Genomic DNA, 21839 nt, shown 5'->3' with positions numbered 1-21839 from the left:
TTAACGCGGTGAAGCAAGAAATTATATATAAAGGAGAAGATCCACGAAGACTATCAAGTTTTGAAATTGAAGTTGACAAAAAACATAAAAAATTCAACTTCAAAGATTTTAAAAAACTTACTGAAGCTGATTTTAATCGTTTAAATCTTGAAAGTAAATTTTCGAAAATTCCTTTTACAAAAAGTGCAGAAAACACTTATCAGGGTGTTGCCAAACTTCCTATTTACTTTCATCAAGATGGTGACCACATCATCCTAATATCACATGGTGAAGAACAACAAGGTCTTTACTCAATTATGCTATATGGTGTGGTAAAAAAAAATTCTAACGTCAACATCTATCATAACATCAATTACTTAGATGATGTTAAAATTATGGGTGTGAGTTTTCCTCAAATGAAAGATTTTCACAACCCTCCCACTAAAGCAATCTATAGTGATAGAAATTATGCTAGGAACCATGTGTCTTTTGTGCCTGATGAAGTAAGAATGGACTTATTTGAAGTAAAAAAAGACGCTAAACAAACTGACTTTATTTCAGCTGGATACCTTAGATCTAACGGTTTTTTTATCCGGAAATCAGTATTTAATTTGTTAAAGGAATTTAATATCCCTGATGCTAAATTTATTCCTTGTACAGCATATCAAAATAATAAAGCAGAAGAAATTTATTTTCTAAATATTTTAGAATCTACACGTGTTGAATTGCAAAATTCAACCTTTCATATCAGTGGAGGTATCCATTCTTCAATAGATGAGAAAATAATTTTTAATAACTTAAAAGAACTTCGACAAAAGAAAAAAGAACTAGTAAAAACTCCTGAAAGGCCTTCCTTAATACCTTTTGATATGAAGATAAACGCGGGAACAGATTTTTTAAAAATTCCAGGTACCATAGACTTTTTTATTTCTGAAAATCTCTTAACCAAATTAGAAAAAGAAAATATTTCAGGGTATGAAATATCTAAAATATCATATAACGTAAGCTAATTACCTACAATCTTATAAATATTAATCAAATTGAGATTGACAAGCACAATTAATTATTTTATCTTACCCATATATCTAACAACACTTAATTGTTTAAATAAATCTATTGGAAAAGAATTCGGAAAACAAAAACGAACAGGATTTTATAAAAGCTTCCGCAGAATACGAGGACCAATCTTTCTCCAATGATTACAGCGAAAGTAAAACTCCTCCAGCATTTAATATTAATGCTCAAGTCACTCAGCAAAAACCAGTTCAAGAAGGTGAAGCAGAAGAAAAAGAAGTAGCAGAATCTGCTAATCTACAACTCCTATTTGCTAATGACGGAGATAATCCAATAGATGAAGATTCTGGAAGCACTGGTCTAGGAGATTCTAACAACGGTATAGGTGGTGGCGCAGGGGCTCCCATTCAGAGAAAAGAAGAAAATAATAGTGCAGCTGATTCGACTACGACCTCCCCTACTGAAGCTTTTATTCCCTCCTCAGTTAATGTCCATACTGAATCATCACAAGCAACTGAAATGGGTGCTAAAGCATTCGCTCAAGGAAGTGATATTCATTTCGCTCCAGGTCAATTTAATCCAAATACTAGATCAGGACAAGAACTGATAGGACACGAATTAGGTCATGTTGTCCAACAAAAAGAAGGAAGAGTTAAACCTAATTTTCAGGCGAAAGGAATGCCTGTTAACAATGATAATAAATTAGAAAATGAAGCCGATACATTCGGCGTTGCATATGCGGACTCCCTACAAAATGGGAATCCTAATCCTATTCAAAACAAACTTGATTCCGCCTTTACCGCTCCATCAGTTCAGAAGAAAGATGATCCAGCGCAAATGTTTGGATGGCCAAGCTGGGATGACGTTACAGATGTTGCAAGTGGTGCTGCTGATTTAGCAGGAGACGCATGGGATGCAACTGGTGGCCAAGTTGTAGATGCCGTCGGTGATGGTATTGATTGGGCATCTGAAACCGTAGGCGATGCTTGGGATTCAGGTAAAGAATTTGCACTAGAGCAAGCCATAAGAGCACTCAATGGCGCTCAAGCAGTTCTTGAATTTATAGGAACATTAAGTGAATCCATTGCTAAGAAAGCCATTCAGATTATGGCTCGAATAGATTATGGAATGTTAATTGATATTTTGGTCAATTCACCAGGATATTTCTTAGTTGATTTCGTTATCGGCCAACTCGCTAGAGTGATCAGCAACGTTCAGGAAATTGTAGAAATATTAGCTCGTGTTAGCAAAACGATCGCAGAAAAAGTACTAAGTGCAATTGCATCTATTGATATTCAGATGATTATCAATTTCATATTGGAACTTCCAAGTCATGCCTTTGCAGCATTCTGTTTTCTGCTATTGAATGCACAAAGAATGGCATCTATTCTTCTGCAAATATCCGTTTCAGCAGCTGCTGCAATTATTAGGAAGATAGTAGACCATGCAGCTTTTGTAAGTAAAATAGTACGTGCAATATTAATGTGTACTGTTGAATTTATGAAAAGCCTCCTTATTGCTCTAGGCAAGAGAATTGTAAGACTTATCATAGAAGGATACAAATTGTTCTTACAAGTTATAAAAAGAGTGATCGACTATATTTGGCCAGTTGGATATGGAATTAATCTGGAAGGCGGAATCGGAGCGACATTTGGTATTCCGGTTCATGTAGGCCTTGATTATGTCAGTTATATCCAACATAAATCTACAGATTTAATGTATTTCTTTAGACAAGGAATTGTCAAAGGAGGACTCGATACAGGTGTCGGTGCAGGAGCATTCGTTGGATCTGGACAAAAAAGAGGAGGCTCAGGAGGACAAGGTGGACAAGAATGGGGAGCAGGAGCTGAAGTTGGTGCCAATCTGGAGGCTGGATTACAAATGAAAGTTATCCAAGAATTTGATTTTCCAATTTATGAAGATGTTGCGTTTATAAGTTTTATGCTTGCAGCAACAGGTAGTGATGTTTCGGGTGTTTCTGGGTTAGCGACTAAACTTGTGGACAAAGTTCCAGGTGTTAATATTGATCCGATGAGATATAACACTAAAACGAAAATGGAATTTGGTGTATATGGTGGTGCTAGTGCCGAGGCTAATGCAGGTCTAAGAATGGGTGGAACCGACTCAAGTGGCAATGCTAATTCGGGAAATAATACAAATAGTTGGGAAAGCGGTGAAAGAGGAAATACGAATGAAAGACCAGACGGGCCATGGTATAGTCCTGTCAATTTGCTTAAGAAATTAAATATAGGCGCAAATGCTGCAATTAAACTTTCAGCAGGCATAGGTGTAGAACTCAGACAATCAGATCACAAAAAAGACGAACAAGGAAATATAGAACCTCAGAAAGCAGAACTGGATCTCTACGGAGAAGGAAGTATTGCAGCCAATATCAATGCAAGTTTGCCAGTTCCACTACCACTTAATGGTCTTGGGATAGATTCTACGATCGGTTTAAAGGCAACCTGGGCATTTACGAAAAATGGTCCTGGACAATTTGATTTTGCGAAAGAATATAAAGGAGCTGCTCCTTACTTTAATAATGGAGACATGGACGTTTTTGATGCAACAGCTTCAGAAACAGAATTAATGTCTGAAGGCTCACCGCTTGATTTTGATGCATTTATTGCTGGAATTACATCTTTAAAACACAAACAAAGAATCGGATTAGCATCTACCTTTGGTAAAAAATTCATGGGATCTTCGAGAAGGCAAGGTGCTGTGAAATCTCTTCTTGGAAAAGATTACAAACACACTGGAGCTAATTTTGCAGGATTCCTAACTTACGGATTTGAGATTTCGAAGGCGAATCTGCAATCCATTATGCGGACCCTTTTCGAATTCTATAATAATCACTTGACAGATGGTAATTGGCAGAATATGCTGATTGACTTTATCAGGTTCTTTAAAACAGGGGAGATTCCAGAATACATGATTACTCTGATTTCTGATATTGTAGCAAAAATTCGAGTTACTGAATTAAAAGTAAGGCTTCAAGCAGGAATCAATATTGCTGCAGGAGCTCAAGCTTCTGAAGGGTTAAAAGTCAGATTAGATGGAAGATTTGCCGCAGGCGTTTTCCGAGAATCAGATTTAATGTCTGAATTAGGGGATGGAGTACTAACAACAGAAGAAATAAGAGATCTATTGTTAAATGGTGCTTCATATGTAGGTCTTTCAGTCGCAGAAGACAGCGCTGGATCTTCGCCAGCAGATCAAGAACAAGAGCAGCCAGCAGCATTACCTGCTGCATCATCAGAAAGTTCAGATCTTTCTACTTCCGATTTAACACAAGAAAATAATCAAGCAGAAAAAGAAGAATCAATATCTGCGCCTACTTCTAGTGAACAAACGAAAGAAATCGTTTCCGCTCCAGAAGATACCATGACGACAAGTACCGTCCAAGGTGAAGGCAAAGACCTTACATTTAACCAAGATGCACTCCGCGAAGAATTCGTGGACTCTACTTTCCAAGGAGAAGATTCTCTTTCACTAAGATTAGCGATGATTTCTTTATATGGCAATCCTACATCAGGATTTGTCTATACAATGGCACTCACAGCTATTGCTTCCGAAAGAGGATTAACTTATCAACAAGCAGAAGCACAGTATCTTAAAGCGATCGGACTAAGAGCAAGAGGTGAAGTGACTTACCAAGAGAACATGAAAAAGCATGATCCTAACGGCGACCATTCAGATTCCAGAGCTGCGCCTAATTTAAATCTGGCCCAACATCCGTTATTTACTGCATCAAATGGTCAGTTAAAATTCGGTAAAATATTAGGAGACGTCTTTGGAATAGATGCCGTATTTGGAAGTTTAATTAGTCCTACTGGAGGACTTGTCGGACCTGCAAATAGTAATCCATTCCTCACTAGCTTAGATCCTAGCAACCCAGTATCCATTCATGGAACAGTTCACGATGCTGCAGGATACTTATATAATGCTCATAATATAGGACCAGGATATGATTACCTAGATCGTGAGGAAGGAGAAGCAGAACACAACCCGTTTTCTGGGCAAACAAATATAGAATGGTGGAATGATGTCTATGATGAACAAGGCCGAGAAGTTCCTTGGTCAGCTAGATTCTTAGGTCGAGGTTCACATGCTTTGAATCCATTAGCGGAAGGAAAAGCTCAAAGTGAAAAAGGATATGATCATATGCCTGAAGCTGAAGCCGCTTTAATGGATTTAGCTCCTACACATATGTTGTATGAATTAGCTGCACATGACATTGCATATAAACCGAATAGAGCGTCTGTTCCTCAAGCTGCATTAGATGCATTGGCACAGAATGGATATATGACAGATAGTGAAGCGGGAATGAGTTTTCACCAAGGACCTATGGGTTTCAGAGCGGTATTAATTTTCCCAAAACCAGGTTCTGGTAAAATGCCACTTCTAGCAATTAGAGGAACTCAACCTGGCACTGGAAGAGCAGATTTAGAAACGATTGCAACCGACTTAGATCAAGCTGCTGTAGGTGCAGAACAGTTTAGACTAAATGCATTATTGATACAAGCACTACTGACACGTGCTGGAGGCAAAGCAGATGTAACCGGTCACAGTTTAGGAGGAGCCATGGCCCAACATACGGCTGTTAACTTTTCTAGTATGGTCTCAAGCGTGGTGACCTTCCAGTCTCCTGGAATTGATCAAGAATCTGTAGATAAATTTAATAATATACCAGAAGAATTAAGACCTGTAGCTACGCACCATATTGTAACGGGTGACGTGGTTGATAAAGCAGGAGAAGCTAATCTACCAGGTAATGTTTATGAACATGATTTTGGGTCTTTCCTTAATCTGTATCAAATGTTAGAAGACATAAATGGTCACTTAGCTACCGTTAAAGAGGATGCCGATGAATTACTTGATATAGATTTCAGACATCCAAGCAGAAACTTAAGTGATTATGAAGAATTAAAAGGATCGTTTGGTAATCTGAAAGAATTCTTAAGTACAGTTGGGTCAACGGTCGGAGCGGCTCACGGAGCTAGAGTTTTCTCTGCTAATAACTACGCAGAAATAAGAGCACAACACGGAGTAAGCGATGGTGCTTTCGCTGGAGGAAGTGCTGAAGCTGGCAGCCAAGCAGGAGTTGATGCGAAATTGGGTCAATTCACCGGACATCCACATCAAGATGAACGAAGATTAGCTGAGGCCATAAGGTCTACACTAGGACCTGAATTACAAAGAGTTTTTAATTTAGTTTTTAGGGCAATGGATGCTTATGAAGCTGTCAAAGGGACCGCGCAAGGAATTGCTGATGATGTAAGTGAAGGATATAATAATGTAAAAAGAGGAGTACAAGAGTCAGCAAGACGGATTTTAGATAGCCTCCCTTTCTAAAAATAGAAGAATGAAAATTTGGTTGGTTGCGTTTACCTATATTTCGTTATTTTTGAACATTGGATGTTTTAGCACTTCGTCTAAGGAAAATGTTGATACTAATAGCAAAAACAATATGGAAGAACAAATAGAAGAATCTTTAGCTTTAAAATATGCCGAACCATTTAAGGTCATTGACCAATACTTTGACAAATCGCTGAACGTATATACTTTTACGGCATCACCTAAGGCCAATGACGACATTGTATTCGAAGGAAATTATGATGAAAGGGAAAGCAACGAACAGAAAAAAATTCTCAATGATGGTTATCCTAATATTAAATACTCCTACCAAGCCGGAGTTTATTTCGAATCTCTCTTTCCAAATAAGGAGTTAAAACACGAAGCTCAGGCATCTGTCTATTCTAAGTATGATCATACTTATGGGACCTTAGTACCAGAATGGGATGAATATCTAGAAGACAGAAAAGATGGAAGTACTATTAGAATGAATTGCTATTTTTTCGAGGTCCCGGATCAGCCGTACCATCAGACTGTGGTAACCTTATTCGGAATCATGGAAACGCTTCACGAAAAATACGAAAACAACTATTCAGTTTATGCAGGATTCTGGCCTAAAGGCTTCTTAGAAGACAAAAACTTAGAAGATCTCACTTTTGGATTCGAGGCGACGAAGCAAGAAGATGCTGATGATTTGCTCTCTGTCATGCAATACTTAGCTAAAGTAGTTTTCATTAAAATTGTCAATGGAACACTAGAAGGATTAGATGAAGAAAAATTATTCGAATTAATTAAAGACTTTAACAAGAATGGACCTACCCCAATGGTTGAATTCTAATCCACTCCTTGCGGCTGTTAGAACAGAAAATATATGCGAATTTATTGATACTTCTGGAAAAAGTGCACCATTAGGGCAGTTCCAGTACACCGATAATTTTTCTAATGGACTCGCCTGTATAAATGAAGGTGGAAATAGAATTCAAGAACCACCTGGTGTGATCGGTGGAAATTTTCGATTTCTAGCAACTGATGGAAGTACCTTACCATTGCGATTCGATGAACCATCTTACTTCAGTTGTGAACGAGCTATTATAAAGTACGGTACATTAGCTAAAATAGTTGATACTACAGGAGAAACTATAGCAGAAGGATTCGAAGGAATATTTCCTTTTCATACTGGACTTGCGGCGGCATCGAAATTAAATGCCATCGGTTATGTCAATGTAGAAGGTGAATGGGAATTTCAAATGAAATCAGGTGACATCATCAATAACTTCCAAGATGGTATCGCAAAAATCATTAGAAACAGTCAAAATGGTTTTGTTAATCCAACAGGACAATGGTTAATCGAACCTACTGACCTCGAAATCTTGCCATTCTCTGAACGGCTTGCTGGTTATTTTGAAAATGGCAAATACGGATTCCTCAATGATGAAGGAGACAAGATAATTGCTGCAGATTTCGATAATGTTACTCATTTCAAGGAAGGACTAGCTGGCGTTACCATTAATGACAAATGGGGGTTTATTAATGCTAATGGAGATCTGGTAATTGAACCATCATTCGATAATGTAAGAACTTTTTCTGAAGGGCTCGCTGCGGTCATGAAAAATGGTAAGGTTGGTTATATAAATACGAAGGGTAAGCTAACCATAAAACCACAATTCAGCGCGGCATATGATTTCAAGAATGGATATGCGGTCGCTCAAGAAAAAGGAAAACTTGGCTATATCGACGAAAAAGGAAAGTGGAAGATTTCTCCTGTTTTCGATCGTGCTAATCATTTTGTCAGTCCTCTAGAAGATAACCCATTTCTCCGAATTAATTGACATTTAGGTTGTGGCCTTACCATACCAATTACTAACCGTAAAATACCAAATACTAACAGCTCATGTAAGAAACATGTTAATTTTGTATATTTAATTTATTAATAATTAGAAAAATTTAATGTCGGAAAGCCTAACTCCTTTTAGCTGTGTATTCAAGCCGAGCATTCCTGAGTTATTACAGGAATTACAATGCACAATCGCCATTTCTACTTATCAAGCTGGTAAAATTATTTTTATTTCCGCATCTGATCAAAATAAACTAGTTCAGTTGCCTAGAAATTTTGACAAGGCAATGGGAATAAGTATTCATGAAGATAAGCTTGCACTAGCAGTTAGAGACAAAGTCCATTTATTTGCTAATTCATCCCAGCTTGCTGCCAAATATCCTATCCAAGAAAACAAGTATGATGCTCTGTACATGCCTCGTAAAACATACTATACAGGGAAAGTTGATATACACGATATACATATAGGGAAGAAGGATATTTTCTGTGTAAATACTTCCTTTTCATGTGTCGCAAAGATGAGCGATACTTATAGCTGGGAACCCATCTGGAAACCAGAACAGATCACAGCATTAGCCTCTGAGGATCGATGCCATCTGAATGGTTTAATCGTAGATGAAAACGACGAACTTGATATGGTAACAGCGCTAGGAAACGGAGACAGTTTTCAATCATGGCGAAAAAATATCCCAAATGGTGGCATGCTATACGATGTGAAAAATGGAAAAACTTTGCTTTCTAACTTAAGAATGCCACATTCTCCAAGAAAATATGCCAATCGCTATTTCCTATTAGAATCAGCAGAAGGTTTAGTGCAAGAATTTGATCAGAAAACAAATAAACTTATTACGATTAAAAAATTGCCAGCTTTTGTCAGAGGTTTAGCCATTTATAAAGATTTTCTTTTTGTTGGAAAATCTAAAATACGAACTACAAGTTCAATTTTTGGGAAATTAGAAATAGCTAAGCATGATATTAAGCCAGGAATTACGATCATTCATCTGCCTAGTCAAGCTGTAGTGGGTGAAATAAATTACCTAAACAGTTTAGAGGAAATTTATGACGTTCAGATCATACCAAATCTCACAAGACCTAACATAATCAATCCAGAGTCAGATATCGCTTTTAAGGGAATTTCGATACCAAACAGCACATTTTGGAGTAAGTAACAAGAATGAAAATTGTAATACATAAAAAAGCTAAGGTTAATACTTCTGAATTACTAGAGAAGTTTAGCCCATTTATAATTCCTTCCGTTCAAAAAAAAGGTGCTAAATCTCTTCCTGCTAAATTAGACATTGCCTTTGCGACTATCGACAACAAAATGATAGGTCTTGCAATTTTAATGGCTAATGAACATCGAACAATAGGAAAATTGACAAGCTTGGTCGTTTCACCCGATTACAGAGGAAAAGGGGTTGCTCAAAACTTATTAGCCGCACTAACAGATCTTTCTAAGGAAAACGGAATAAAAGAAATAAAAACCAATTATCGATCACACTGGAAATATTCGCCTCAAATTTCGCACCTTTTACAAAAAGCAAATTGGTCAACACCTACCGTAGAATTTGTAATCGTAGATGGACTCGCGGCAAATGTTCTTCAATTATTTAAAACAGATGAATCTCCATACCCAGATGGCTTCACGACCGTTCCTTGGTCAGACCTTAGTGAAGACGATTTGTTCCAACTTAAAGAGAAAGTAAGCATAGAAAATATCCCAAGCGATCAGAATCCATTTATCGCTGAAAAGTCGATAAATGAAAAAACGAGTCTAATCTTGAAATTCGAAGGAGAAATCATTGGCTGGGTGATTTCGCATATCTTATCAAGTGAAACAAATGAATTCACCGCTTATTACATCAATGAAAAACATCGATCATTTAGACTTGCTCATAAATTAATGCGAGAAACGATTTTTAGGCAACATGAGTTGACAAATCTCAAGAAGTTCATCATCGTAGCTAAAAAATCAAACAATTTGATGAGTAGTTTTCTACTTCGCCATGCTGAAAAAACAGAAGTCAAATTAATACAAACTCTTTATTCACAAATAATATTGAAACTATGATGCAAAAAAAAGTAAAATTCAAAGAGCGACTGAGGACACGAAGGCTCAGAACAAACTTAACAGCTGGCTTAGCCGGGATGCTCGCTCTATCGGCATCTGGTCAGGTATTCGAATTAAGATCAGCAAATCCTCTTACTGGTGTGCGTGGAAATTTTACTTCCAGTCCAACTTTTGTAGATATCGACCTAGATGGTGATGATGATTTAGTGGTCGGTGCAGAATCAAGTGGTGGCGCTCCTACAGCTAGAGACAACGCTTTACTATTATATGAAAATGTCGATGGTCAATGGGTTAAAAAAGAAGCGCCGTTTGAAAATGATCTCGGAATTCAAAATATACTAGACACTACTTTAGTGGAAGTGTCTCCTAGTTTTTCCGATTTTGACGCAGATGGTGATTTTGATGCTTTTTTGGGATTTGATAGTGGCGGAGTAAAATATTACAAAAATAATGAAGGTAATTTTGAAATTCAAAGTGGCGACGATGATCCCTTTAGTGAAATAGTTTGGGGAGAAGGAGCGCAAAAGGTCGCTGCTGGAGACTTAAATGGTGATGGCAATACTGAAATAATCATCACAAATGGAGGAGCCCATATAATGTACACGCTCGTAGATGGCAAATTTGTAGCTGGCGATTTAATAGGTTCTGACGATAATGGTTATGGTACGCTCAACGATATTGATGGAGATGGGGATTTAGACTTTATTGTGGGAAATAAATATGGAGAATTAACCCTGTATGAAAATACTGCAGGTGAATTTGCAGAAATAACTACCAACGCTGCTATAGCCAATTTTGAATTCTCTGAATACATCAGACCAAGTTTTGGAGATATAGATGGAGATGGAGATTTAGACATTGTTCTGGGAGATTCAGGTGGTAATATTTCCTTTCATCAGAATGAAGATAGCCTTTATAGACACATCTCTTATAATATCCAAGATATTTCAACTCAAGGTGAATCTGGATCGAATCTTGAATTTGTTGATATAGATGGTGACGGTGATCAAGATTTATTTATAGGTACAAGTAGTGGGAATGTACAGTTTCATGAAAACATAAATGGTAGATTCAGTCTCAATAATGCGATGAATCCATTCCAGAATATTGATTTTTCCATTTCATCTTCTTCTCCAAGTTTTGGAGATATAGACGGAGATGGAGATTTAGATTGCATCATCGGTGATTACTCTGACCCACCTTTCTACTATGAAAATATAGATGGACAATTTACTGCTATTGATAGTATTGATAGCCCATTTGCAAACATAGAAAGAGGATCTGCATTAATACCATGTCTTGAAGATTTTGACGGAGACGGAGATCTAGATTTGTTTGTAGGAAATAAATATGGAGAAGTCTTTTACTACGAAAATATAGATAATGTTTACCAGAAAAGTACATTAGAGAATTTATCAGATATGGATTTCGGCAGTTATTCAAGTCCTAGCTTTGGTGATATTGATGATGATGGTGATAGAGATTTAATCGTTGGAAATAGAGATGGCGAAGTTGCTATTATGTATAATGTGAATGGTAAACTAGAAGAAGGAGTTGAAGGAACAAATCCTTTTGATTTTGGTGATCTTAACTTTTTGGATATTAATCCCGAACTAGGCGATATTGATCAAGATGGTGATGTCGACTTATTAGTGGGCAACTCTAATGGTGAAGTATACTTTTTCCAGAATCAGACACTTTCATCTACGGTTACGAAACTAGTTTTAGAAGATGGTGTTCAGATATTTCCTAATCCCGCCCAGTCCTATCTTAATATAGAAATACCATGGAATGTAAATTTTATTGATGTTCAGGTATTTACTCAGAATGGACAGCGTGTTCTATCAACTAGAGAACAAAATAATAATTTCACAATTGATACGAAAAATTTACCCTCAGGTTATTATTCTATCATATTAACTGGTGATCAATTTCTAACGACAAAGAAATTTATTAAAATAGACTAAAATATGAAAAGCATTCAGTTAACACTGGATGCTTTTTTATTAAAACCTATGATCAAAACTGCAAATAAAGGGACTCCTTTATTTCATCATTGACTATTAATTTATTTCCCTGTATATTACGTTGATTATTAACCTCCATATGTATTTCAAATAATGGGAGATCAAAAAGACCATGTCACCATTCAAAAAAAAGATGTTGAATCTGCTTCGCAAGAAGTTGAAACACAAAACTATGAAATGGCAACAGAGTCCATTGCTCCTCCATCACTCCAGTTAAAAGCTGAGGAAACTAAGGAAGATAAAGATGTTGAAAAAAGTAGCGAAGGTGAAAGTGCTTTTCAGTTTTCTTTAGATGGTCCTCCAGATAATCCATCGAACGAATCATCTCGAACGTTTGGATCAGACACCGTACAAGGCAAAGGAATCGCCGAACCTTTTAAGATTCCCATAATTCAGAAAAAAGAAGTTCAACCCCAAGTTGACAGAGATACCCAAAAGCAGTCTTTTAAGCTTTAATAAAAAACCAAACCATTTATCATGAAAGATGATAAACTAAATGCCCTAGACTTAGTCCAGCAGCATATGAATGCAGCTGACCATATAGAATCAGATCTAGCTGTTTCCGCTCCCCAATTTAGCCCTACTGCTCAATTAAAACCAGCAGAGGAAGAGGAAGAACAACTCCAATTAAAAAAAGCACCATTTCAAATGAAAGGTGAGGAAGAAGAGGAATCTCTTCAGATGAAAGGAGGCGAAGAGGAGGAAGAGGAACTGCAAATGAAAAAAGGCTCGCAAAAAAATGAATCTGAAAAAGCTCCTTCTTCTACTAAAACTTCACTTCCTGAAGAAGTACAATCCAAAATGGAAGGTGCATTCGGAGCCGATTTTTCCAATGTTAACATACATAGTAATTCTTCTAAAGCGCAAGGAATGGGCGCACAAGCATATGCCCAAGGAAATGATGTTCACTTTGCTCCGGGAAAATATAATCCAGAATCACAATCAGGCCAGGAGTTACTGGGACATGAACTGACACATGTGGTTCAGCAACGACAAGGCAGAGTTCAGCCAACGACTCAGATGAAAGGCCAAAACGTAAATGCAGATCAAAGCCTGGAGAATGAAGCTGATCATATGGGTAAAAAAGCTGCATCAGGAGTCTCCACAAATATGGGAAGAGGTAATTTAACAAATACAAATGATACTCTTCAAGGAAGTTTCCTTGATGATCCTATAGGGGCAATTGGCGAAGTTGTTAATGGCGTGAAAGATGCAATCGGTGATGCCACAAATACTAGAGAAAATGAAGCAGAATTAGATGCTAAAGAAGATGCAGCTGCATTAGCCAAAGAAAAACAACGATTTAAATCTAAAACTTATGGGCCACAAGATCTTGCTCATGCAACTAGTGTTGGCTCAGGGACTGGTATTGGTGGATTTGAAGCCACATATTATGCATGGCTTAGTTTAATGCAAATAAAAGTTAAAGGCAAAATTAATTTTTTAAATGGTGTAAATGATAATTCTGGAACAATAAGTGCAACTCATACCAATTTATCTGGGCTTGCCACCTATTTAAATGGACTTCCAGCTGCGCTAAGAGCAAAAATTCTACCATACTATCAGTGGAATGATGCAGACAAGGCTACTTATCTTGCTATGTATCATCAAAGATTAAATGAAACTATTCAAATTTGGCAAGGTGCAGGTCATCATTTCGAAGTGGGAGATCCAGCATGGTCAGATGTAAAGGCATATCCATTTTTCAATCTTCAAGTTACAGAAGAAGGTACCATAGATCCTGCTAAAGATCATTTACAGGTTAGGATATTTAGAGCCCCAACAGATGATCAAGTAGCAGAAATAAATGCATTACTAAGTGCTGCAGGGCAAGCTGACATTAACGCTAGACAAGGAGATTTGAGAGCATATGCAGGTACGAATATGGGAAGTGAAGGTGGTGGAACTGATGAAAATGCTTTCAATAATGAAATGGCACTTTCGAGTAACGATGTTCATGCTACTGCTAATGATGGTGAAAGAGGAGGCAACCATTTTTTAAAGAAATCGGTAATGTTTGATAATGGAAAATCAACATTAAGTGCTTCACAAAAAACATCAATCCGAAGCTTTGTTAGACGAGTCAGAAATGGAGATACACTCTCTGAAAATAATGCTATAAAACTTATAGGCTATGCATCGGCTAGTGGCTCTACAGAATTTAACACAAGTCTGACTGCTAAAAGAATAAAATCAATTAACGATTATTTATTATCACAAGGTATTCCTGCCGCAAGGATTACAACAGAAAATAAATCCGATCTTGAAGCTGAAACACTTGGTAATGATGCTGCAACTCAAGATAATGAACGTAGAGTTGAAATTCAAATAGGTAGTGGAGAAAGACAGAATACAATTGCTCATGAATTTGGTCATGTTTTTGGACTATCTGATGAATATTCTGAAGGCACAACTAGACCGCCAGGACTAAATGCCTGGCATGACAAAACTGTCAAGGAAGCTGGGCTTCCAGCCGGCGCTCAAATCGAAAATAGTGATAATATTATATCTACAGGAAATACAGTTCGTCCACAACATTATGCAACTTTCGCATGGGCATTAAATCAACTTACACAATCTGAACTTGGAAGCAAAAAATGGCACGTAAAAACATAACAAGCTTTATTATTTTATTATTTTTAATAGCTTGTGGAGTTCAAGCTAGCAATCAAGGAAATATGAAAAAACATCCAATACTAGATTTAGAAACAGGATTATCAGATAAACATAAAACTACTGAACCCATTTTCGAAAGGGTCGATTTTGGAAAAAGAGGTGAAATCAGAGCTAGTAAAACATTCGAAGATGGAACTCATTATAGCATCATAGATCCTGGTCTAGAAAATTTTGACGATGAAGAAGTAACTTGGTCTATATTGGCAAAAATTAATAAAAATGGAATAGCACAAATTAAAAATATTATAAACAACATTGATGGAAAACAAATTAAAAAACCAAATACAAGTTCTATAGGATATACTCCGACTATAAATTGGTATTTTTATGAACCCAAGAACCTTACACTAAAAACTTTAGGTGGAATGTATGAAGATCTACCTTCTTTTGTTAAAGAAATAGATGATGCTATAAATTCAAATTTAATCGTAGCAGGAGAAGAAGAATAACTCTTACAAGCCAAAATCATAAAAGAAAAAAACGGCTGCCGCCCATTCTCGCTTAATTCCCTTAGCCTTTCCGATGCGAGAACCATTTTTATAAATGTCTCCATCTGACTCTACTTCCCCTATCCTACTCCCTTTATAATAGACATCTCCATCGGACTCGATTTTTCCTATCCTACTCCCCTTATAATAGACATCTCCATCGGACTCGATTTTTCCTATCCTAGATCCTTTAAGATACACATCACCGTCTGATTCTATTTCTCCCACCCGCGAACCTTTGATATAAACATCACCGTCTGATTCTATTTTGCCAACATTGCTCCCATTAAGATAGATCGACTGACCATATGACATGAATCCAATTCCAAGTAAAAAACAACAAACAATTAATTTTCTCATCTTACTAAAATGAGCTTTTCTATTTTAATTGTCAATTTTGTTAACACTCTTTAACCCTTTAATTCTGGAAAGACAAATACTGTCAATTTTACTAGATGATTAAATTGACCTAAAAAAATTATAATATCCTAGTTTTTCAATCATTAGCACTTATACCAAAAGATACCGTCACGCATAAAACTTTAAAAAAGGCTAAAATTTTAGATGTTCAATAGTATAAAAGTTAAATTAGAGTTTTAATAGTTTAGAAATATGAGTGACCGTCCAAAAATCACAATTAAGAAAAAATCTGACAAAGCCCCCGAACCTGTAAAAGAAGTCATAGAGGAAAAAATCGAACAGCCACCTCAGATCGAAGAACGCCAGGAGGTGAAAAGTGAACCAGCTCGTCAAAACGACCCCATCACTAATTATGATGAATTTGCTAAGCCTATTCCATGGGGGAAAATTATAGGTGGCATTCTTGGTATGTTAGTCTTAGCTGCTGCTGCCTACTTCTTTATTCTACCCCTGTTCGAGAATAATGATCCTGAACCATCAGAAATAAGTGTAACCGAGGAGAATAAAGAAGTTGTTAAGAAAGGTACATTAATCAAAGATTTGTTACCGGAAGGATCTGATAAAATAGAGGATATCCTATCTAGTAATACAACCCTTAAGGAATTAATGAACAGGATAGGTATTCCTAACTCTGATGTAAAAGTACTAGAACAAGAGGGTAATAAATATACCATCAGAAGATTAAAAGCTGGTGATAAATATACCATCGCACACGAAAAAGACAATCCAACCGAAGTGCTCATGCTTATCATAGAGCCGAAATCGGAGCCTTACACTTTCTATAAAATAGATGCGAGCGAAAACTTGACTATAGAGAAAGCAGACAAACAGGTCGAAATTAGAGAAAACTATATCGCCGCCATAGTAGAAGGAAATTTAGGTCAGACATTTATCGATAATAACCTTAATCTAAAATTGATTAATCCAATAGAAGATGTGCTTGCTTGGACTGTCGATTTATTTGATGTCTCAGATGGAGATCGATTTAAAATACTGTTTGATGAAGAATTTGTAAATGGAAGATCTTATAAAATTGACAAAATAAAGGCCTTATACTTCGAAAAAGATGGTGAAGACTATTATGCCTTTAATTATGAGAAAGGTGATCGACAATTTTATTCCGAACTAGGACAATCCATGAAGCGGAGTTTCCTAGCTACTCCTATTAAATATGGAGGTGTTATAACTTCTGGATTCGGATTGAGAACTCACCCAGTTACAGGCCACACGAAAGAACACCTAGGAACTGATTTTGCTGCACCTGAAGGTACTCCGATTCAAGCTGTAGCTGATGGAGTCGTAACGATTGCAACTTTCAAGTCTAATAATGGAAACTACGTCAAGCTAAAACATGACAAAACCTATGAGACACAATACCTGCACATGAAGGGTTTTGCTCCTAATATCAGACCAGGAGCTAGAGTAAAGCAAGGCCAGATTATTGGCTATGTTGGAACTACTGGACTCTCGACGGGGCCGCACGTTTGTTATCGGTTTTGGAAAAATAAAAAGCAAGAAGATCCGAAAAGAGAAAATGCAGGTTCTGGTGGTCGAATTTCGTCCAGGGAGATTCAAGACTATTATACTTTTATTAATCCAATCAAGGAGAAAATAAAAGCGATTAATTATTTTTAATGCTTTCAGAAATCAAGGCCTTTCTAATTATATTTCCTCTTTTAAAGTGGGAGGGGTTGACAGTGACTTAATTTATTTATAAATTCGTTTTAATTTATTTTTAATAGGACTATTTTTCCTAATAAATGAGTTAGCAAACATCCTTTGATCTAAAAAAAAATCAAAATTTAAGGTGGAAATTGAGTATCCATATACTATATTTCCTTACTTTAGAACCAAAGTAATTTGTTACTTTATTTATAACCAAAAAACAATTTTGAAAACAAAATCAATCTTTACGGATCTAATTCGTAGGTATTTCCCCTATTCAATGCTGGTTATCGGCCTTGTATGTGTATGCTCAACACTCAGTTCTGCAGGAAATTTGATTAACATTTCATCTATTAAAGTTTCTAAAGATTATCCCGCTTCATTTGTTCTTACACTAGAACGAAATGATATTGTAACTATCGACTTTAATAAGAAATCTGGTAACGCAGATATTAATCAGCTAGAAGTTCGAATCATTGACCTTAATCAACAAGAAGAGGAAACTATGGAAGTTTTCAACCGGTCAGGTAGGGATTTCTTAGCTAAATACGACGGAAATTATCGAGTAGATTTCATATATAACGGAAAAGGAAGTGGAATATTTAGGGAAAGAAGCATGGAGATAGGTGTATCGATAGATTTAGATGGGTATGAAGGATTAAAAGAAGGAGAAAGTAAGGAAGTGCTTCATGCTACGAATGCAGTAATCGAAGAAGGAGAAAGTAATGCTTTAAAAGTGGTATATTATCTAAATAAAGGAGATAAGATTACTGTTAGTTCTACGGATAAGAAATCCGCATTTTTAAAATTGAACATTACTCAGCAGCCTAAAATTTTATCGGTTAAAGGTTCTACCGTTATAGATATCATGTCTGATGGTACTTATACGCTAAATTTTTACTTGGATGAAGATGAAGAAGGCACTTCGCTATTAAATCTTCGAGAATTATTATCGAAGGATGATGTGCTTTTCCGGGATTTGAGTATTTATAGAGAACGAGCAGTAGATTTTTCAAAATTAGCTAGTAGTAATAAAAATTCTTCCGATGGATCTAACACAAAAAGCGATGATCTTTTTAATTCTTCTTCTAGCAATTTAGAAGAAGAGGAAGGCAATGGACTTGGTTTCGATCTTGAAAAACTTCTATCTGAAACCAATAAAGGTAGCGAAGAATTCAACAAATCCTTGCTACAGACCATGAAGGATATGCAGGAATCTCTTAATAAGAAAAATATAAAAACAATTGTCACTTCTATTCCTAGTGATCTACAAATGAGGTTAGAACCAGAAATGAATTTTTCTTCTAATAATGAAAATAGGAAATGTCAGGCTATTCCATTGCAGCCTACAAGTTTTAATATTTGGTTTTATTGGGTAGGTGTAGGTGAGAATGCTGAACAAGCTTACGAAGAGCACAATTCTGAAATAACAAACATTTATAAAAAATCATTTGCAGATGTAGCGGCAGAACATATCTACGGTAAATTTGGAAATCCAGAACTTGGTAGAAAAAATCCAAGTTATCCAGATGAAACCAGATATGGACAGTTCCTTAATGAAGATGCAGAATATGCCATTGTAGATTTTGAGAACATGAGGAAATTCATGGCGGGTGATCGATATAACAAATTGAATAAGCCAGCAAGAAATGCCACATACATAACGGCAGATAACGGAATCAGCGGGAAAGCAGCCAACGATGAAGAAATGTATTTCTGTGCATGTAATAATAATAAGGCGACGCCGGTATCCGTATTTTTTAAATTTATAGCCATCGATTACGAAGAAATTGAATATTAAGAAAACCCATATCATCAGTTTTATATTGCTACTTATGTTAGCAGCAATCCCTATGGAATCTATCCAGTCTCAGACGGTTATGGACAGAGTCTCGAAAAGGTTCTTAAAAAAGAATAGGGTTAAGAAATATGGTAAGCGCCTTGTTAATATGGGGAAAGATCCAGATCTGATCGATATGGCGGTTCGAAATGAATTCGAAGTGATCGGATTCGAACCTTCTTGGATGATAGAAAGTGGCGCTTTTGATGATCATTACTTCAATTTACTTACAACATTAGTTGTAGGTGAATATGATATTAATCCTACTACAGGAGATACACGAAGTAGAAGCAGTTATCGGTCTCAGTTTGATAAGCTACGAAGAGATAAAACGGCTAAACAAGAATTTAATATAATTCAGAAAGCAGATTTCCATAATCCGACGATTAATGTTCTCATGCACATGACCTATTATGGTGATTATGGTCGGCAAGCGAAACAGCGTGAATATGCTGGTCTTTTGCTTAAAGAAGGAGAAGTAAGAAAAACATTAAAAGATAGTATTCAGAGTTATTTTCTAGAATTAGAAAACGATTATGGTATTCCTGAGAGGAGATCTGGTATTGTATTAGATCTACAGTTAGAAAATAGTTTTTATAATGAAGACTTTGTAGATTTCATTTCTTTCTTAAGAACAGAACTGGGTGATGATCATTTAATTTATTTGAAAATTCCAGCGAAAGTAAGAAAGGATGCATTGATCCCATTTGATATCATCAATCAGATAGAACCATTTGTAGATCGTTTCATCGTACAAGGTTATGGGTTTGAAAAATATTCAAGGACTTATTCTCCTTTGGTCATTTTTGATCCTGAATCCTCTTATTCTATAGATGGTACGATAGCGAATTATATGGTACCTGGATTCGAAAAGATTATTCCTGAGAAATTTATTGTAGAGCTTCCATGGTATGGAGTCATTTTTAAACAAGATCAAGATGGAAATTTTCTCTTGAAAGAAGGGAGTCCATATATAACATTAGATGACTTTAACAAGGATATCAAAGGTAGATCAGGTACAATAAGTTATAAGAATAATAATACAATGGCTTATTATGTTGACAATGATACAAGAACAGCTTATCTTATCGAAGATTCACTATCCTTAGTATCTAAGTACATATATTTAGTGGACAGTTTAGGAATGAATGGTTTTGCGGTTAATGCATTAGGCTATTATGCGAATCCAGATAGTAGAAGAGGAGAAAACTGGGCCGCGATAGCTGATAATTTTGGAGAGAAGAGAGAGAAGATTGGTTGGGTTATTGCATATTACTTAGCAGCATTCTTACCGATTGGATTTGTTTATTCTGTAATAAGGTACTGGGAAGTTCGAAATGCTTTGGCAAAATTTACTAAGTATTGGAACAGGTTTAGAATATTTTTTATTCTTTCCCTAGTCATTTTCATGATTTGTTTAGGATTCATGCCGCGATATATTTTAGTTATAGTAGGACTTATAATTATGGCAGGATTCTTTGTATATATAATGGTTAAAAAAGCCATGATGAGGTCGAAAAAATATGTTAACATCGTAAAATAGTGTAGTATGAAGAAGATGTTTAGAAACATAGTGCCGCACATCATACCAGAATTTAAACTTCTATTATTTAAGATATTACCTGCAGGAATGGTTTTGTCCATTTTCTTCATTACCTCCGAAGCACAATATCTTATCAGAGATGAGTTAAAACTCATTTTATACGGAGTTTTATTAGGAGTAGCTGGGATATATTTAATGAGAATTATTGCTTATTTCATTTTGAGAATAATGACACAGATTCCATATATAATTCCAGATATTTTTCACGACGAATCTAAAAATCAGTAAAGATGATCCATGAAGTTATACCAATAATCGCAGATGAATTAAACGATTATCTGGATGCGAAATTTGACACTAGCGAAGATCCTGTGATCTTATCAAATATATTGTCGCAGGATGGCTCTATTGCTGTCAGGGAAGAGAACAAAATGATTGTCTCCCTCATCAATGTGGAACGTGACGGTTCAAATCCATACGGAAGTGGAGGACCTGGTATGGGCGATATGCCAATACATGTAAATTTATATGTATTATTTTCTGCCTACTTTACTAATTATTTTGAATCACTTAAGTTTTTATCAGGAACAATTGGGTTTTTTCAAGCAAATCCAAGTTTTGTTATTGAATCGGACACTGTCTTAGCAGAGTTGCATAATGTAGATTTTAGAGAAATGAGTAATATTTGGGCCGGATTAGGTGCAAAATATATGCCTTCTGTATTATTTAGATTCAGAACGATCAGCATGGATGATGATAGAATTAACGACGAAATACCACCAGTATCTGGCTCAATTATAGATGACTATTAATATGTATCAAAGGGTTAATCTCGGCTTCAAATGGGATAAATTATTAACGATAAAGTGCCTGAACAATTTTTACCATGATGGTACAGGTCGAGATTTTGAATTTATTCCTACGAAT

16 protein-coding genes are annotated in these 21839 nt (G+C 36.1%); 15 read left to right on the top strand and 1 reads right to left on the bottom strand.

Annotated features, from left to right (window positions below):
- The first annotated feature begins 8 nt into the window (after positions 1 to 8).
- The 10 genes from L2586_RS02175 to L2586_RS02130 all read left to right on the top strand — a co-directional run bounded on the left by L2586_RS02175 (position 9) and on the right by L2586_RS02130 (position 15405).
- A complete protein-coding gene (locus L2586_RS02175; protein ID WP_235291124.1) occupies positions 9 to 989 on the top strand; it encodes a hypothetical protein in 981 nt (326 codons plus the stop codon).
- Between the two features lie 106 nt (positions 990 to 1095).
- Positions 1096 to 6348, top strand: a complete 5253-nt coding sequence (locus L2586_RS02170; protein ID WP_235291123.1) for an eCIS core domain-containing protein — start codon at positions 1096 to 1098, stop codon at positions 6346 to 6348.
- A gap of 10 nt (positions 6349 to 6358) precedes the next feature.
- Entirely contained in the window at positions 6359 to 7186 is an 828-nt protein-coding gene (locus L2586_RS02165; RefSeq protein WP_235291122.1) for a hypothetical protein, read from the top strand.
- On the top strand, positions 7158 to 8177 hold the full coding sequence (locus L2586_RS02160; protein WP_235291121.1) for a WG repeat-containing protein: 1020 nt from the start codon (positions 7158 to 7160) through the stop codon (positions 8175 to 8177). Before L2586_RS02165 ends, L2586_RS02160 begins: the two co-directional genes overlap by 29 nt.
- Positions 8178 to 8295: 118 nt before the next feature.
- Entirely contained in the window at positions 8296 to 9351 is a 1056-nt protein-coding gene (locus tag L2586_RS02155) for a TIGR03032 family protein (RefSeq protein WP_235291120.1), read from the top strand.
- Between the two features lie 5 nt (positions 9352 to 9356).
- Positions 9357 to 10253 (top strand): GNAT family N-acetyltransferase, encoded by an 897-nt coding sequence (locus tag L2586_RS02150; RefSeq protein WP_235291119.1) that lies wholly within the window; start codon positions 9357 to 9359, stop codon positions 10251 to 10253.
- On the top strand, positions 10250 to 12220 hold the full coding sequence (locus L2586_RS02145; protein ID WP_235291118.1) for a T9SS type A sorting domain-containing protein: 1971 nt from the start codon (positions 10250 to 10252) through the stop codon (positions 12218 to 12220). The genes L2586_RS02150 and L2586_RS02145 overlap by 4 nt, the downstream gene beginning before the upstream one ends.
- A 153-nt stretch (positions 12221 to 12373) precedes the next feature.
- The gene (locus tag L2586_RS02140) at positions 12374 to 12736 is read left to right on the top strand and encodes a hypothetical protein (RefSeq protein WP_235291117.1); all 363 of its coding nucleotides are present in this window, start codon (positions 12374 to 12376) and stop codon (positions 12734 to 12736) included.
- A gap of 21 nt (positions 12737 to 12757) precedes the next feature.
- On the top strand, positions 12758 to 14896 hold the full coding sequence (locus L2586_RS02135) for an eCIS core domain-containing protein (protein ID WP_235291116.1): 2139 nt from the start codon (positions 12758 to 12760) through the stop codon (positions 14894 to 14896).
- A gap of 62 nt (positions 14897 to 14958) precedes the next feature.
- Positions 14959 to 15405: a hypothetical protein gene (locus L2586_RS02130; RefSeq protein WP_235291115.1), complete on the top strand. Its 447-nt coding sequence runs from the start codon at positions 14959 to 14961 to the stop codon at positions 15403 to 15405.
- Between the two features lie 3 nt (positions 15406 to 15408).
- Here the strand turns inward: L2586_RS02130 and L2586_RS02125 are convergent, their stop codons facing one another.
- Positions 15409 to 15804, bottom strand: a complete 396-nt coding sequence (locus tag L2586_RS02125; RefSeq protein WP_235291114.1) for a 5-fold beta-flower protein — start codon at positions 15802 to 15804, stop codon at positions 15409 to 15411.
- Positions 15805 to 16056: 252 nt separating this feature from the next.
- Between L2586_RS02125 and L2586_RS02120 the strand changes: the two genes are divergently transcribed.
- The 5 genes from L2586_RS02120 (at position 16057) to L2586_RS02100 (ending at position 21724) form a co-directional block, all read left to right on the top strand.
- Complete coding sequence (locus L2586_RS02120) at positions 16057 to 17499, top strand: M23 family metallopeptidase (RefSeq protein WP_235291113.1); 1443 nt, start codon at positions 16057 to 16059, stop codon at positions 17497 to 17499.
- Between the two features lie 256 nt (positions 17500 to 17755).
- Entirely contained in the window at positions 17756 to 19330 is a 1575-nt protein-coding gene (locus tag L2586_RS02115; protein ID WP_235291112.1) for a hypothetical protein, read from the top strand.
- 34 nt (positions 19331 to 19364) lie between these two features.
- Positions 19365 to 20912, top strand: coding sequence for a glycoside hydrolase family 18 protein (locus L2586_RS02110; protein WP_235291111.1), 1548 nt, complete (start codon positions 19365 to 19367; stop codon positions 20910 to 20912).
- 6 nt (positions 20913 to 20918) lie between these two features.
- A complete protein-coding gene (locus tag L2586_RS02105) occupies positions 20919 to 21200 on the top strand; it encodes a hypothetical protein (RefSeq protein WP_235291110.1) in 282 nt (93 codons plus the stop codon).
- Between the two features lie 2 nt (positions 21201 to 21202).
- Positions 21203 to 21724: a DUF4255 domain-containing protein gene (locus L2586_RS02100; RefSeq protein WP_235291109.1), complete on the top strand. Its 522-nt coding sequence runs from the start codon at positions 21203 to 21205 to the stop codon at positions 21722 to 21724.
- Positions 21725 to 21839: the final 115 nt, after the last annotated feature.

The sequence above is a fragment of the Portibacter lacus genome (assembly GCF_021533215.1).
Lineage (GTDB): Bacteria > Bacteroidota > Bacteroidia > Chitinophagales > Saprospiraceae > Portibacter > Portibacter lacus.
Note: the sequence above shows the minus strand (reverse complement) of the source record. Positions and strands in the feature narration are given on the sequence as shown.

Excerpts from the sequence above, each read along its gene's own strand:
- L2586_RS02165 (WP_235291122.1), top strand. The coding sequence starts at position 6,359 with ATGAAAATTTGGTTGGTTGCGTTTACCTATATTTCGTTATTTTTGAAC.
- L2586_RS02160 (WP_235291121.1), top strand. The coding sequence starts at position 7,158 with ATGGACCTACCCCAATGGTTGAATTCTAATCCACTCCTTGCGGCTGTT.
- L2586_RS02155 (WP_235291120.1), top strand. The coding sequence starts at position 8,296 with ATGTCGGAAAGCCTAACTCCTTTTAGCTGTGTATTCAAGCCGAGCATT.
- L2586_RS02150 (WP_235291119.1), top strand. The coding sequence starts at position 9,357 with ATGAAAATTGTAATACATAAAAAAGCTAAGGTTAATACTTCTGAATTA.
- L2586_RS02145 (WP_235291118.1), top strand. The coding sequence starts at position 10,250 with ATGATGCAAAAAAAAGTAAAATTCAAAGAGCGACTGAGGACACGAAGG.
- L2586_RS02140 (WP_235291117.1), top strand. The coding sequence starts at position 12,374 with ATGGGAGATCAAAAAGACCATGTCACCATTCAAAAAAAAGATGTTGAA.
- L2586_RS02135 (WP_235291116.1), top strand. The coding sequence starts at position 12,758 with ATGAAAGATGATAAACTAAATGCCCTAGACTTAGTCCAGCAGCATATG.
- L2586_RS02130 (WP_235291115.1), top strand. The coding sequence starts at position 14,959 with ATGAAAAAACATCCAATACTAGATTTAGAAACAGGATTATCAGATAAA.
- L2586_RS02125 (WP_235291114.1), bottom strand. The coding sequence starts at position 15,804 with ATGAGAAAATTAATTGTTTGTTGTTTTTTACTTGGAATTGGATTCATG.
- L2586_RS02120 (WP_235291113.1), top strand. The coding sequence starts at position 16,057 with ATGAGTGACCGTCCAAAAATCACAATTAAGAAAAAATCTGACAAAGCC.
- L2586_RS02110 (WP_235291111.1), top strand. The coding sequence starts at position 19,365 with ATGTTAGCAGCAATCCCTATGGAATCTATCCAGTCTCAGACGGTTATG.
- L2586_RS02105 (WP_235291110.1), top strand. The coding sequence starts at position 20,919 with ATGAAGAAGATGTTTAGAAACATAGTGCCGCACATCATACCAGAATTT.
- L2586_RS02100 (WP_235291109.1), top strand. The coding sequence starts at position 21,203 with ATGATCCATGAAGTTATACCAATAATCGCAGATGAATTAAACGATTAT.